Consider the following 14,284-nt stretch of genomic DNA (forward strand, 5'->3'; position numbering starts at 1 on the left):
CTCACCGGGTTGGGGTTGGCCCGGTGAGGCCCTCTGAACAGCCCCTCAGGGGCTCAGGGCCGGTGATCCCCACCCCAATGGGGACCACCCCGCCCCGTCCGCGAGGTTTCGGCCGGACGAGCCGACGGCTTTCGGCCGTCCGGGGCCTGTCGCCTCACGAAGTCGATGACAGATCAGGCGAGACCGACCGCGTAACCCGAGGCGACGGATTCGGCGACGCCCTGGACGCCGGTGACGGCGTGCCCGGCCAGCGGACCGCCGGTGGCCCCGACGGTCCCCGACAGGTCCTGCGCGAAGGTCCCGGCATGACCGGCGACGCCGTACGCCAGTGCGGTACCGCTGCCGGCGACGGGCCGGACGGTCGTGTCGACCGTGCCGGTGACGGTGTCCACGACCGGCTGTACGGCACCGGCCACCCCGTGCGCGAACGGCGGGACCTCGCCGACGACTCCCCCGGCGAACGGCCGGACGTCGCCCACGACGCCGGACGCCACCGCGCCCGCGTCCACGACGGCCTGCCCGGCGACCGGCACCACGCCGTCCACGACGGTGCGCGCGACGGGCGGCAGCACGGCCCCCGCGGCGTCGCCGGTGACCTGGCCGACAAGGCCGGTGGCGTAGGGCACGGCCTGCGTGGCGACACCCATGGCGTAGGGGTGCACGTCGGCGACCGTGCCGGTGGCGACGGACGTCACGCCCTCGACCGTGTGGCCCGCGATGGGCACGACCCCGGTCACGGCCCCGTGAGCCACGGGGACCACGCCGTCCACGGCGGCGGCCGCCACCGGCGGAACGACCGCGTCCGTGACGTTCTGCTCCTGCTCCAGTTCCGGGGCGAAGGCGGAGAGAGGGCCGAAGAGGTAGTCGACGGCGCTGTCGTCGTCGTGGACGTTGGGGCGGAGGGCCGGGGCCGGGGCGGCCGGGGCCTGCGCCTTCGCCCGGGCGGCCTGGGCGCCCTGGATGGCCTTGGCGGCGCCACCCTTCACCTTGGCCACCGTCGAGGCGGCGGGCTTGGTGGCGGTGGTGGAGGTGGTGGCGGTGACCGTGTGGGCCGTGTCGCTGACGGTGCCCTTGAGGGAGTCGGTCACGTCGGTCACGTCGGTGGTCGGTACGTCCGGCGTGGACACGGAGGCGGCGGGCAGTTCGTCGGCGCTGGCGACGGCGGACCCGAGGGCCCACGCACCGCCGACACCGGCGGCTATGACGAGGGAGCGGCGGATGTTCTTGTTCATGCGTGCGTCAGATCCTTAGAAGGGTTCCGGGACTTCGGACGGGTGGGCAGACCTGCTCCACCCCCGCGCGGCAGGTCTGGGGCGGGGGAAGACCGCCTGTCCCTAGCCGGGGAAGACCGGAATGTCCCGGAACCTGTCCTGTGTCTCGGCCGCGTCGGAACGCACGGCACTGCCGGGCGCCAGCCGCAGCGGCACCCGCTGATACGGCGTGACGGCATGCGCGTCGCCGTGTCGCGACGCGCCGCCGTCGAGCACCGACCCGCCGCCCAGCACGCCATTGCCGCCACCGGCGGGCCCGTGCCGCACAGGCAGGGGGAGGTGGCCGGTGTGGGCGGGCGCGACGCGACGGCCTACGCCGTCCGAACCGCCAATGACAGCGCCCACCGGCCCGTACGACACCGCGCTCTCGGCCGTCGCCCGGTCACCGGCCGCACGGCCGTCCGACGACGGGCTCACCGCCGAATCGGGCGCGGGCGCCTGCACGACGGGCGCCGGAAGCGTCCGCACCTCAATCGCCGGAAGCCCCGGGAGGGCGGGGATGCCGGGGATGCCTGGGATGCCTGGGATGCCGGGCAGTTCGGAGAGGCCCGGCAGACCGTGGAGGTCGGAGAGGTCCGACACGACGGGCAGCGACGGCAACCTCGGCGGCGCCGAGACAGGCGGCGCCGGCGTCGAGGTCCTCCCCGACTCCGCGCTCACCGCCGCCACGATTTCACCGACGGGCTGTACGACCTTGTCCGGAACCACAGCCGGAACCACAACCGCAGCCGGGGCCGCAGCTGGGGCCGGGGCCGGAACCGCAGCCGAAGTCGGGTTCTCGACCTGGGTCGTCACGGCAGTCGGGGCCGTCACAGCAATCGGGGTCGTCACGGCAATCGGCGTCGGCACGCCCTCCGCCGCCTGCGCCTGTTCCCCGCAGAGGAACCCGAGCGCGAACAACCCGGCCACCAGCAACGCGAGTTGCAGCACACGCCGCCCGACCGCCGTGCGCAGGACGCGCAGAGCGGCAGCGGGAAGAGCGATGGGCCAGATCAAGAGGGAAGGTCCTCGGTGCGGCGACAACGTGCCCTCGATCCTTGCACGCGCGTCCCGAGGTCGCGCAAGCCCCCCTCCTGTATCAGGCGCTGTCCGGGACAGGCGGCGGACGTTTCTCGATCGCCGCTGCCATGACCTCCGGGAACAGATCGGGTGTGCAGGCGAACGCCGGTGCGCCCAACGCCGCGAGCGCCGCCGCGTGTTCGCGGTCGTAGGCCGGCGCGCCCTCGTCGGACAGCGCGAGCAGCGCGACGAACTGCACGCCCGACGCCTTCATCGCGGCGACCCGCTTGAGCATCTCGTCGCGTATCCCGCCCTCGTACAGGTCGCTGATGAGCACCACCACCGTCTCCGCGGGCCGGGTGATCTGCGACTGGCAGTAGGCGAGCGCCCGGTTGATGTCCGTGCCGCCGCCGAGCTGGGTGCCGAACATGACGTCCACGGGGTCGTCGAGCAGGTCGGTGAGATCGGCGACCGCCGTGTCGAAGACGACGAGCCGGGTGCTGATCGACCGCATCGACGCCAGCACCGCCCCGAACACCGACGCGTACACCACCGACGCCGCCATCGACCCCGACTGGTCGATGCAGAGGATCACCTCCTTCTTCACCGACTGCGACGCCCTCCCGTACCCGACGAGCCGCTCGGGCACGACGGTCCCGTACTCGGGCAGGTAGTGCTTGAGGTTGGCGCCGATCGTGCGGTTCCAGTCGATGTCGCGGTGGCGCGGCCGGCTGACCCGCGCGCCCCGGTCCAGGGCGCCGGTGAGGGCGGCCCGGGTGCGGGTGGCGAGCCGCGCCTCCAGTTCCTCGACGACCTTGCGGACAACCGCCCGTGCCGTCTCCCTCGTCGTCTCCGGCATCGCCTTGTTGAGGGAGAGCAACGTGCCGACGAGATGCACGTCGGCCTCCATCGCCTCCAGCATCTCCGGCTCCAGCAGCAGCGCGGACAGCCCGAGCCGGTCGATGGCGTCGCGCTGCATGACCTGCACGACGGAGGAGGGGAAGTACGTCCGGATGTCCCCGAGCCAGCGGGCCACGGACGGCGCGGACGCCCCGAGCCCCGCGGCACGGTCCCGCCCGGTCCGTGCCGCGTCGTCCTTCCCGTAGAGCGCGGCGAGCGCCCCGTCCATCGCGGCGTCGCGCCCCGAGAGGCCGTGTTCGGTTCCGTCCGCCGTGTCGCCACCGAGCACGAGCCGCCAGCGCCTCAGCCGCTCCCCCGTAGGGTCCAGCGCCTCGGTCGTCACCGGTGCGCCCCCGTGCGAGGCCGCTCCCAGAGCGGCATCACCGCGACGGCGACCGCCGGACGGCCATCGGCCTCGACCCCGTTCCTGCTCCTGTTCCCGTTCCTGTTCCTGTTCCTGCCGGCGGCCGTCATGTGAGCGCCCTCTCGCGGTTCCCTCAGTCGGTTCTTCGTCATCCCGCCACCCCCACAAGGTCGTTGTCGACGTCCTCTTCCGCTCCGTCCAGCCCGAGGAGCAGCCGCACGACCGGCAGCACGGCGTCCGCGCGCCCGGCGTCCTGTTCGGCCGCGAAGCCAGGTACCCCGAAGTCGGCCGCCGACGCGTTCCCGCTCTGCCCCGGCCCGCGCCGGACCAGTTCCCCGAGCGTTCTGCGCACCCCCGGCTCGTACGCCGAGAACGTCCGCCGCAGCAGCGGCAGTACGTCCGTGAACGCCTCCGCCGGGACCGCCGTGAGCCAGCCGTCGACGAGCCCGAGGAGCCGTTCGTCGTGCACGAGGAGCAGCCCGCCTCCAAAGGAGCCGCCGCCGACGAAGCCCTCGATCCAGGCGGCCGCGTCCGGCGGCGGCGTGCCCGGCGACAGGGCGAGCCCCATGAGCCGCGCCGCCTCGTCCGGATCCAGCTCCGCCTCGTCCAGGAGGAGCCGCACCGCACGCCCCCGCACGACACCGGCCACGCTGTCCCGCCCCGCCAACACCCGCAGCACACTTCGCCAGCGCGCCCGCAGACCGCCGCCGCTCGGCTCTCGGTCGCCCCGCTCCGGTGCGGCCGTCTCCTGCAGCATCCCCACCGCCCCGTGCACCGCGTCCACATGGCGCCGCATCTCGTCCGCCGCGTCCGCGTCGAGCGAGGCGCACGCCGGGGGGAGGCCGACGAAGACCCGTTCGGCGAGGCCGACGGCCACCTCCGCGAGGGCGCGGGTGTCGGTGCCGCGTACGTCGCCGTAGCGCAGGGAGCGGACGAGGGCGGGCAGGGCCTGGGCGAGGTGGCCGACGTCGGTGTCGAGGGCGGCCCGGTCGGCCAGGACCCGCATCACCGTGGGGAGCGCGTCCGGCAGCCCGGCCAGGAGGCAGCGCTCGGCGAGGGCCGTCGCCTCGGCGAGGCCCCGCGCGCCGACGGCGTCCGCCTCCGCCTTGGCGGTGGCCGCGGCGAGCACGGTCGTCCCCCACACCCCGGCCTCGGCGACCCGCACGGACAGCTCCGGCTCCCACCGCAGCCGCCACGTCTCCCGGAACGTCCCCGTGCTGCCGCGCGAGACGGCCGGCTCGCCCCACTCGACGCGCAGCAGCCGCAGCCGGTGCAGCAGCCTGCTGCGCTCGGCGTCGTTCTCCTTGCGCAGGTCGAGCGCCAACTCCCGTACGGCGGCCTCCGGTTTGAGCCGCAGTCGACGCTGCACCCGGTCGAGGTCGCGCTGCAGGGGCACCGCGGGCGCGCCGGCCGGCACCTCGCCCAGCACGTCCCCGACCACCAGCCGGTCCTGCACCAGCGCCAGCGGGACGTCCGAGCCCTCGCACAGCACCGCGCGCACGGCGTCGGTCGTCTCGCTCAGGCCGGGCAGCGGCCGGCCGCGCAGCGCGGCGAGCGTCCCGGCCAGCCGGACCGCCTCGATGACGTGCGCGGAGGACACGGTCCGGTCCTCTTCGCGCAGCAGGAACGCCACCTTCGTCAGCCAGCGCTCGACCGGCCGGTCGGGCGCGCCGAACAGATGCGCGTACCAGCCCGGCGAGTCGATGCCCGCGCCGTACCCCCCGGCCCGGGCCAGCCTGCGGTGGGTCCACGGCACCCAGGTCAGGTCGGTCTTGACCTTGGGCAGCCCCTTGAGCAGCGCCCGGTCGGCGGCGACGGCGACCTTCCGGCGCAGCGCGGGCACATGCCACGCCCCGCACACCACGGCCACCCCGTCCGCCCCGAACTCCCGTTGTGCCGCCCGCACCTGGACGCGCATGTACGCCTCCCGCACAAGGTCCCGCCGGGTTCCGTGCCCTCCTTCGTCGGTGTCGTGCTTCTCCCGCAGGGCCTCCATGGCCTCCTCGAGTGCGGCGAACGGCGCGTACGGATCCTTGGCCGCGGCGGTCCGATGCTCGACGACGTCCTCCCACCACCGCTCGGGATCGTCGTACCCGCCGATCTCGGCCAGCACCGCCAACGGATCCCCCCGCACCGCACGACTGCCCGACGCCTCTCCCTCCGTCTCCTCCCACGCGAGCGTGTGCGAGGCGGGGAGGTCGATGAAGCGCGCCGGGACCTCGTGGTCCAGGGCCCAGCGCAGTGCGACCCATTCCGGGGAGAACTCGGCGAGCGGCCAGAAGGCCGACCGGCCGGGCTCGTCGACGGCGTGGGCGAGCAGGGCGACCGGCGGTCGCATGTCCTCGTCGGCGGCCAGCGGGATCAGCGCGTCGGCCTCGGGCGGTCCCTCGATGAGCACGGTCCGGGGCCGGGCGGCCTCCAGTGCCGCCCGTACCGCCCGCGCCGACCCCGGCCCGTGGTGACGCACCCCGAGCAGCAGCGGCCGCACCGCCCCGGCGCCCTGGCCATCGCTTCCCACGGCGCCGGTCATCCCGTCCCCCATCACCTGCGGGGCCACTTCGTGTCGTCGTTCACAGCCACCCTCCCCACTCCTCGGTGTCGGTACCGGCCCCAGGTCCGGACCCGGCTCTCCTCGTTCTCGTCGCCGCCGTTCACGCGCTCACCTCCCGGCACGCGCGGTAGAAGTCCGTCCAGCCGGCGCGTTCGCGCACGACCGCCTCCAGGTACTCCTGCCAGACGACCCGGTCGGCGGCCGGGTCGCGGACGACCGCGCCGAGGATGCCCGCGGCGACGTCCCCCGACCGCAGCACGCCGTCCCCGAAGTGGGCGGCGAGTGCGAGGCCCCCGGTGACGACGGAGATGGCCTCGGCGGTGGACAACGTGCCGCTCGGCGACTTCACCTTGGTACGGCCGTCGGAGGTGACGCCGTCCCGCAGTTCGCGGAAGACGGTCACGACGCGGCGGATCTCGTCGATGCCGTCGGGCACGGCCGGCAGGTCGAGGGAGCGGCCGATCTGGTCGACGCGCCGCGCGACGATGTCGACCTCGGCCTCCACGCTCTCCGGCAGCGGCAGCACCACCGTGTTGAAGCGCCGGCGCAGGGCGCTGGACAGCTCGTTGACCCCGCGGTCGCGGTCGTTGGCCGTGGCGATGAGGTTGAACCCGCGGACGGCCTGCACCTCCTGCCCCAGCTCCGGTATCGGGAGCGTCTTTTCGGAGAGAAGGGTGATCAGCGTGTCCTGGACGTCGGCCGGGATACGGGTCAGCTCCTCCACCCGTACCGTCGCCCCCTGCGCCATGCCCCGCATGACGGGGCCGGGCACCAGCGCGTCCCGGCTCGGCCCGTGTGCGAGCAGCTGCGCGTAGTTCCAGCCGTAGCGGATCGCCTCCTCCGGTGTGCCCGCCGTGCCCTGCACCATCAGTGTCGAGTCACCGCTGACCGCCGCGGCCAGGTGCTCGGAGACCCAGGTCTTGGCGGTGCCCGGGACTCCGAGCAGAAGCAGGGCGCGGTCGGTGGCGAGGGTGCTGACGGCGACCTCGACGAGGCGGCGCGGGCCGACGTACTTCGGCGAGATCACCGTGCCGTCCGGCAGGACGCCGCCGAGGAGATAGGTGGCGACGCCCCACGGCGACAGCTTCCAGCGGGCCGGGCGCGGCCGGTCGTCCTGCGCGGCCAGCGCGGCGAGTTCGTCGGCGAAGGCGTCCTCGGCGTGCGGACGCAACGTCTGCACCGGCTCGTTCCCAGTCGGATTCACGGACGTCGGGTCTACGGACACAGACATGGCTGAGGCCCCCTCCAGCTCGGCCGGTTCGGATCTGGTGTCCACCGTGCACCACGCCACTGACAATGCGATCCGACCTGCGGAAACGTCCTCACGACCAGGCCGGCCGAGCCTTCGCGGGGCGCTCGGCGGACCGATTGTCAGTGGTGGGCTCTACCTTCGATGTCATGACTCAGCAGGGGGTGCGCTGGACTGCGGAACAGGTGCTGGCACTGGCGCCTGACTCCGCGTCACGCAAAGCGGGGAGCAAACTCGGCGCGGCCGGCCCGTGGTCCGGTACGGGCAGGTCGCAGGAGGGGGCGGTGGTGTGGGGGCTGTGCGCGGGCAGCGGCGGCACGTCGTACCGGACGGTCGTCGACGTCACGCACCCGGCCGCGGCCGCATCCGGCCCGGCGTACAGGTGCAGTTGCCCGAGCCGCAAGTTCCCGTGCAAGCACGCGCTCGGGCTGTTGCTGCTCTGGTCTGCCGAGGGGGAGGGATCGGTGCCGGTGGGGCGGGCGCCGGACTGGGCCGAGCAGTGGATCGCCGACCGCGGCCGTGCGCGGGAGGGGGAGAAACAGGAGGCGGGCCCGGCGGGTTCCGGGTCCGGCCCCGCCGACCCGGAGGGGGCGCGCCGCCGTGCGGAGCGGCGCGCCGAGCGGATCACCGCGGGGGCGACGGAGCTGGAGGAGCGACTCGCCGACCTCCTGCGCTCCGGCCTGGCCACGGCCGAGCAGGCGGGGTACGGGCTGTGGGAGGAGACGGCGGCCCGCATGGTCGACGCCCAGGTACCCGGACTCGCCTCGTGTGTACGGGAGTTGGGGGCGATCCCGGGGTCCGGTCCCGGCTGGCCGGTGCGGCTGCTGGAGGAGTGCGCGCTGCTCCACCTCCTCGACCAGGGTTGGCTGCACCGCGAGCGGCTGCCGGCCGCCCTGGCGGCCACGGTCCGCACCCGCGTGGGCCTGCCCTCCGCCCCGCAGGGCCCGCCGGTCCGGGACGACTGGCTGGTTCTCGCCCAGTACGACACGCAGGACCCGAAACTGACGACCCGCCGCATCTGGCTCCACGGCACCGCCTCCGGCCGCACCGCGCTCCTCCTCTCCTACGGCGCCGCGGGCCGTTCCCCGGAGCTCACGCTGCCCGTCGGCCTCGCTCTGGACGCCGAGCTGTCCGCACACCCGGGGGCCGGGCAGCAACGGGCCTCGATCGTCGAACAGTTCGCGCCGCCGATACCCACCGGTGCCCGTCCTACGGGCATGACGACGACCGAGGCGACCGCCCGCTACGGCGAGGCCCTGCGCCAGGACCCGTGGCAGGACTCAGTCCCCCTCACCCTGGCCGATGTCGTCCCCACCCCCGACGGCGACTCCTGGCAACTGGCGGACGCCGACGGCGCCACGGCCCTGCCCCTCACCCCGGCGACCTCCCGCGCCGGCCTGTGGCGTCTGGTCGCCCTCTCGGGCGGCGCCCCCGTCAGGGTCTTCGGCGAGTGCGGCCACCGCGGCTTCACCCCGCTGACGGCCTGGCCGACGGGCCCAGGAGAGCCGGTGCGCCTGTGCTGACCGAACCCCGCGCACGACAACCACGGCAACAGAAGGGAGTCTCATGAACGCCACCCCGCCCGCGCCCCGCCCACCGGCCTGGGAGGACCTGGTCACCGCGGCCCTCCTCGGCACCGACCGGCGTACGCCCCCGGGAGCCACGCCCGGCCGGAACGCGCCGGCCGCCCTGCTGGACGCGGCAGCCGCGGAGACCGTACGCCGACGGGCCGGTCTGCGCCCCGGCCGGGCGGCCCCCCTCCCGGAGCCGGCCGCCGAGGACCCGCGCCCGGCGCTGCCGGCCGCGGCGGCCCGCAGACTCGCCCTGCTCCTGGCCGACCGCCCCGGCGCCGGCGGAGGCAGCCGCCGGGGCACGGCCCCGGATCTGATGGAACTGCTGCCCCAATGGCTGACCGCGGTCAACGCGCGCGGATTCGCCGCACCGGCCGAGTCCCTGCCCGCACTGCTCGACGCGGCCCGCGGGCGAACGGACCTGCGGCCCGCGGCGCTGGAGTTCGCCGGCCCGCGCGCGCTGTGGCTGGCCCGGCTCAACCCGGACTGGCGGTTCGCCCTGCGCGGCGCCCCTGGCGCCGGTCCGGCGCTGCCGGGTCCCGACGACACCAAGCGCACCGAAAAGCTGTGGCAGGAGGGCCTGTTCGCGGAACGGGTCACCCTCCTGGCGTCGATCCGTTCCCGCGACCCCGACGCGGCCCGGGAGCTCCTGGCGGCCACCTGGCCGACGGAACGCGCCGAGGACCGGCTGATGTTCCTCGACTCGCTGCGCACCGGCCTCGGCGCGCGGGACGAGCCGTTCCTGGAACAGGCTCTGGCGGACCGCAGCCGCAATGTGCGGGCGACGGCCGCGGAGTTGCTGTCGGCGCTGCCGGGCTCGGCACTCGCCGCGCGGATGGCGGTCCGGGCCGGCGCGTGCGTGGCCGTCGACCACACCCGGGACACGCCCACGCTCCTCGTGGAGGCGCCCCACGAGTGCGATACGGCCATGGAACGCGACGGCGTGTCGGCCAAGGCCCCGTCCGGCCGGGGCGAACGGTCCTGGTGGCTCGGCCAGTTGGTCGAGGCGGCCCCGCTCGCCACCTGGCCGAAGCGCCTGGGCGGCCGTACGCCGGAGCAGATCGTGGCGCTGCCGGTGGCCGACGACTGGCTCGACGACCTGCACGCGGCATGGTGCCGGGCCGCCGTACGACAGCGGGACGCCGACTGGGCGCAAGCGTTGCTCGGCGCGCCGTCGGCGCCCGGCGCGGGCGGCCCGGGCGCGGTCTCCCTCGCCGAGCGGGCGAAGCTGCTGAGCACGCTGCCGGTGGCCGAACGGGCGCAATGGGTGGCCGGTTTCATCGCGGCCCACGGCCTGTCGGAGGCGTTCCAACTGCTCGGGGTGTGCGCCGTCCCATGGGCGGCGCCGCTCGGCCGGGCCGTGGTCGACGCACTCAACATCGCACGGGACGCGGGCAGTTACCCCTGGAGTTTCAGCGGCGTGATGGGCCTGGCCGAACGCTGCCTCGACCCCTCGGAAGCACCCCACCTCGACGCCCTCCTGACCACGCCGGACGACCCGGAGGACGCCTCCCCGGGCGCCGCCGGCTACTGGTCGGAAGCATTCCAGCGACTGGCGAGAACGCTGAGACTGAGAGCGGTGATGAACCAGGAGCTGGGGAGCCCCCGGACGGCGGCCGCTCAAGCCACCGGCACGACAACCGGCTAAGCCCCCGCAGGCTGCCGCACGTTCGCCCGGACCCAGTCCACGATCGACGCGGTGGTCGCGCCCGGCGTGAAGATCTCCGCGACCCCCTTCTCCTTCAACGGCGCGATGTCCGCCTCCGGAATGATCCCTCCGCCGAAGACCAGGATGTCCGCCGCGTCCCGCTCCTTCAGCAGCTCGATCACCGCGGCGAAGAGCGTGTTGTGGGCCCCGGACAGAATGGACAGCCCGATCGCGTCGGCGTCCTCCTGGATCGCGGTGTCCACGATCTGCTCGGGCGTCTGGTGCAGCCCGGTGTAGATGACCTCCATACCGGCGTCGCGCAGCGCCCGCGCGATCACCTTGGCCCCGCGATCGTGACCGTCGAGCCCCGGCTTGGCCACCACCACGCGGATCGGACCGGCTGCCACACCCATCACTGCCTCCATGAAGCGACTACGTCCATCCTCAACGGCACGGACACCCCGTGCCAGACCGCCCGGGGAAGTGAACGAACGTTATCGCCAGCATCCCGCAACCGGCAGTTTCACGGTGCGCACCGAGGGGGAAATCACACGGAGGGACACACTTTCACCGCGCACTTGTTCCCCCGCGCCACGGGGGAACAGTCGCACCGGGAGCCGCGACGAGGTCGCCGTACCGCCGTGCCACGAGCCGCGTGGCGTGGCGGTACGGCGCATCGGAGGGCACGATGGGCACGTAGGGCAGGTAAGGCACGACAGCGGGGAGCCTCGTCGCCACCGGCAGGGATCCTCGTCACGTCATCGGCGTCACGGGTGTCACACCCCCCGCCGTGCACAGGACGCACGGCACACACCCCGCACAGCCGCAGCCGCGCCCGCTCCACACCCTCTCGTGCCCGATCGACCTCCTCCACCGCGACTTCCACGAGGGCACACGGGGGACAGAGAAGTCCTCAGCGTGCCGACAGGAGGTCGGCCATGAAGGTCACCCGGGCACTGCAGCCCTTTCTTCCGCCGTACCGGCATCTACTGCCGGACCTGCCGACCCTTCCGAACTTCCCCAACCTCTCGAGCTTCCCCCACCTCTCGAGCTTCCCCAATCTGCCGAACATCCCGAACATCTCCAGCCTCCCCAGCCTCCCCAGCCTTCCGAGCAGGCTGGCCGGGCTCTCCATGACGCTCCTCAAGGCGACCGCTCTGGACCTCGCGATCCTCGCGGGCCATGTGCTCCTCTACCCCTCCGGCATCGCCCAGGAGCGCCGCGTCGCGGCCCGCCCCGCGCTGCCCAGGGCCACCGGCGCCGCGGACCCCGCCCAGCTGCCCGCCCAGGCCGCCCGGCCCCCGGTCGTCCTGCTGCACGGGTTCATAGACAACCGTTCCGTGTTCGTGCTGCTGCGCCGCAGCCTCGCCCAGCACGGCAGGCACCGGGTGGAGTCGCTCAACTACTCACCGCTGACCTGCGACATCCGCACGGCGGCCGAGCTGCTCGGCCGGCACATAGAGGAGATCTGCGAGCGCACCGGAAGCCGGCAGGTCGACGTGGTCGGACACAGCCTGGGGGGCCTGATAGCCCGGTACTACGTGCAGCGACTGGGCGGTGACGTCCGCGTCCGGACGCTCGTCACGCTGGGCACCCCGCACTCGGGCACCCGGGTGGCGCCGCTGGCGAACGCGCACCCGATCGTGCGCCAGATGCGCCCCGGGTCGGAGGTGATCGAGGAGCTCGCCCGGCCCGCGCCGGGTTGCCGTACGCACTTCGTCAGCTTCTGGAGCGATCTCGACCACCTGATGGACCCACTGGAGAGCGCCTGCGTCGACCACCCCGACCTGCTGGCGCAGAACGTGCGGGTGACCGGCATCGGCCACCTCGCCCTGCCCGTGCACCCGGCCGTCGCGACCGGCATCCGCCAGGCCCTCGACGCGGCCTCCGACGCGGCGCACCCGGGAGCCTCCGCCGACGCCCGCGACGGCGGCCTCACCGTGGCCTGATCGCACCCCCGACAGGCGTTCCATAGGCGTCCGACCCGCGTTCGACACCCCTCCACCATCGAACGCCATTCGAACATAGGGCCAAACCCGCGCCCGCCGTCCCCCGAAACACGGCCGAATGCCCCTTTCCTGCGAGCGCGAAACCTGCAGAAGATTGTCGTGCCCGCGTACCGACGGGTACAGTCGCCGCACTGCTCTGGCAGCCCCTGTTGTCGGCGAAAGAGAAGTTGGTGAACGACCGTCACCCGTCGGGGATGATCACCCCCCCGGCCCCGGCTTCCGACGCCGCTTCGGCGCACTACGCGTCGTACGGCACCCAGGAAGCCCAGTACGACGGCTTCACCACGTACCACGGTCAGGAGACCGGCGCTTTCGACACCGGCGCCCACCCGACCGGGCACTTCCCGGCGGCCGACCCCCTCTTCGGCGAGTTCCCGGGCGACAGCGCGACCGGCGCGTACGACAGCACCCAGTGGAGCACCGGCGGCCACCAGCCGCTGGACACGGGCAGCCACGAGGCTCTCGACACAGGCGGTCACCAGGCCCTGCACTACGACGGGTACGCGGCCCAGCACCACGCCGCCTACGACTCGGGTGTGTACGACGCGACCGCCTGGTCCACCGACCAGCACCACCTGGCCGCCGTCCCGCAGCAGGCGACGGCACCCGATGCCAGCGGGCAGTGGGACGCCGCGGCCTGGCTGCAGCCCGACCAGTGCGCAAGCCCGGCCGACCAGACCCAGCAGTGGGAATGGGGCACGCAGGCCTTCGACACCGGCGCGTACGACGCCACGCAGTGGAACTCCGACGGCGGCGACAACGCCTCCGCCGAGGCCGCCGAGGAGTACGAGCAGCAGGCCGAGGTCCCGTTCGACCAGCAGGCCACCTCCACCTTCCAGCACCTCGAGTCCGACGAACCCGCCCTGGCCGAGGGCGAGTTGACCGGCAGCGACCCGCTTCCCCTCCTCGACGACCAGGAGGAGGCCGCCCCCGCCCCGCTCGGGCGGGCGGCCACCCGCAACGCGAACCGCTCCCGGCGGCGTATGCCCGCGAAGCGCTCCGCCCTGCTGACCGTGGCCGTGCCCTCGGCCTGCGTGATGGGTGTCGCCGGGATCGCCGCGGCCTCGGTCGGCACACTGACCGGCGGCGAGGGCAAGGACACCACGGCGTCCGCGCCGGACGCCCAGCCGGTGAAGCCGTCCGCCGCCAACAACAAGCTGGACGCCCAGCTCGCGACCCTCAGCGCCGGGGCCGACGACTTCGCCGACCGCGCCAGCCGGACACAGGAACGCATCGACCTCAAGGCACAGCAGGAAGCCGAGAAGAAGAAGGCGGCGGCGGAGGCGGCCCGCAAGGAGCGGCTGCGCCCCAAGTACGCCCTGCCGGTCGCCCAGCACGGCCTCAGCGCCTACTTCGGCCAGGCCGGCATCAACTGGATGTCCCAGCACACCGGTATCGACTTCCCCGTCTCCTACGGCACGACGGTGATGGCGGCGACCGACGGCACCGTGCGGACGCAGTGGAACAGCGCCTACGGCAACATGCTGATCCTCACGGCGAAGGACGGCACGGAGACCTGGTACTGCCACCTCTCCAGCTACCGCGTGTCCTCCGGTACGACCGTCCAGGCCGGCGACCCGATCGCCTACTCCGGCAACTCCGGCAACTCCACCGGCCCTCACCTGCACTTCGAGGTCCGGCCCGCGGGCGGCTCGGCCATCGACCCCCTGCCGTGGCTGCGCAGCCACGGGCTCAACCCGACGTAAGCGACCGCAACCGGAC

At 73.8% G+C, this 14,284-nt stretch carries 11 protein-coding genes; 5 read left to right on the top strand and 6 right to left on the bottom strand.

Features of this window, described 5'->3' with window-relative positions; translation table 11 throughout:
* Positions 1–173: 173 nt before the first annotated feature.
* From ACZ5SK_RS38745 to ACZ5SK_RS38755, 3 genes are all read right to left on the bottom strand, one after another.
* Positions 174–1,232, bottom strand: a complete 1,059-nt coding sequence (locus ACZ5SK_RS38745; RefSeq protein ID WP_334577730.1) for a hypothetical protein — start codon at positions 1,230–1,232, stop codon at positions 174–176.
* A gap of 102 nt (positions 1,233–1,334) precedes the next feature.
* Complete coding sequence (locus ACZ5SK_RS38750) at positions 1,335–2,201, bottom strand: hypothetical protein (RefSeq protein WP_334577731.1); 867 nt, start codon at positions 2,199–2,201, stop codon at positions 1,335–1,337.
* A gap of 148 nt (positions 2,202–2,349) precedes the next feature.
* Positions 2,350–3,513 carry a VWA domain-containing protein gene (locus ACZ5SK_RS38755; protein ID WP_361707197.1) on the bottom strand — a complete coding sequence of 388 codons (1,164 nt, stop codon included), beginning with the start codon at positions 3,511–3,513 and terminating at the stop codon, positions 2,350–2,352.
* A gap of 12 nt (positions 3,514–3,525) precedes the next feature.
* Here ACZ5SK_RS38755 and ACZ5SK_RS38760 point away from each other — a divergent pair, with 12 nt between their 5' ends.
* The gene (locus ACZ5SK_RS38760) at positions 3,526–3,648 is read left to right on the top strand and encodes a hypothetical protein (RefSeq protein WP_334577733.1); all 123 of its coding nucleotides are present in this window, start codon (positions 3,526–3,528) and stop codon (positions 3,646–3,648) included.
* A 34-nt stretch (positions 3,649–3,682) separates the two neighbouring features.
* On the opposite strand, the gene ACZ5SK_RS38765 is transcribed toward ACZ5SK_RS38760, so the two are convergent.
* Together ACZ5SK_RS38765 and ACZ5SK_RS38770 are read right to left on the bottom strand one after the other, a co-directional pair.
* Positions 3,683–6,064 (bottom strand): DUF5682 family protein, encoded by a 2,382-nt coding sequence (locus tag ACZ5SK_RS38765; protein WP_334577734.1) that lies wholly within the window; start codon positions 6,062–6,064, stop codon positions 3,683–3,685.
* Positions 6,065–6,185: 121 nt separating this feature from the next.
* On the bottom strand, positions 6,186–7,316 hold the full coding sequence (locus ACZ5SK_RS38770) for an ATP-binding protein (RefSeq protein ID WP_334577735.1): 1,131 nt from the start codon (positions 7,314–7,316) through the stop codon (positions 6,186–6,188).
* Between the two features lie 167 nt (positions 7,317–7,483).
* Between ACZ5SK_RS38770 and ACZ5SK_RS38775 the strand changes: the two genes are divergently transcribed.
* The gene (locus tag ACZ5SK_RS38775) at positions 7,484–8,857 is read left to right on the top strand and encodes an SWIM zinc finger family protein (RefSeq protein WP_334577736.1); all 1,374 of its coding nucleotides are present in this window, start codon (positions 7,484–7,486) and stop codon (positions 8,855–8,857) included.
* A gap of 43 nt (positions 8,858–8,900) precedes the next feature.
* Complete coding sequence (locus ACZ5SK_RS38780; protein WP_334577737.1) at positions 8,901–10,553, top strand: DUF5691 domain-containing protein; 1,653 nt, start codon at positions 8,901–8,903, stop codon at positions 10,551–10,553.
* Here the strand turns inward: ACZ5SK_RS38780 and ACZ5SK_RS38785 are convergent.
* Positions 10,550–10,966 (bottom strand): cobalamin B12-binding domain-containing protein, encoded by a 417-nt coding sequence (locus ACZ5SK_RS38785; RefSeq protein ID WP_099936101.1) that lies wholly within the window; start codon positions 10,964–10,966, stop codon positions 10,550–10,552. The genes ACZ5SK_RS38780 and ACZ5SK_RS38785 overlap by 4 nt on opposite strands.
* A gap of 525 nt (positions 10,967–11,491) precedes the next feature.
* Between ACZ5SK_RS38785 and ACZ5SK_RS38790 the strand changes: the two genes are divergently transcribed.
* Both ACZ5SK_RS38790 and ACZ5SK_RS38795 read left to right on the top strand, forming a co-directional pair.
* Positions 11,492–12,502, top strand: a complete 1,011-nt coding sequence (locus tag ACZ5SK_RS38790; RefSeq protein ID WP_334577738.1) for an esterase/lipase family protein — start codon at positions 11,492–11,494, stop codon at positions 12,500–12,502.
* Between the two features lie 254 nt (positions 12,503–12,756).
* The gene (locus ACZ5SK_RS38795) at positions 12,757–14,268 is read left to right on the top strand and encodes a M23 family metallopeptidase (protein ID WP_334577739.1); all 1,512 of its coding nucleotides are present in this window, start codon (positions 12,757–12,759) and stop codon (positions 14,266–14,268) included.
* The last annotated feature ends 16 nt before the right edge of the window (positions 14,269–14,284 follow it).

Source organism: Streptomyces sp. NPDC031474, assembly GCF_055581185.1.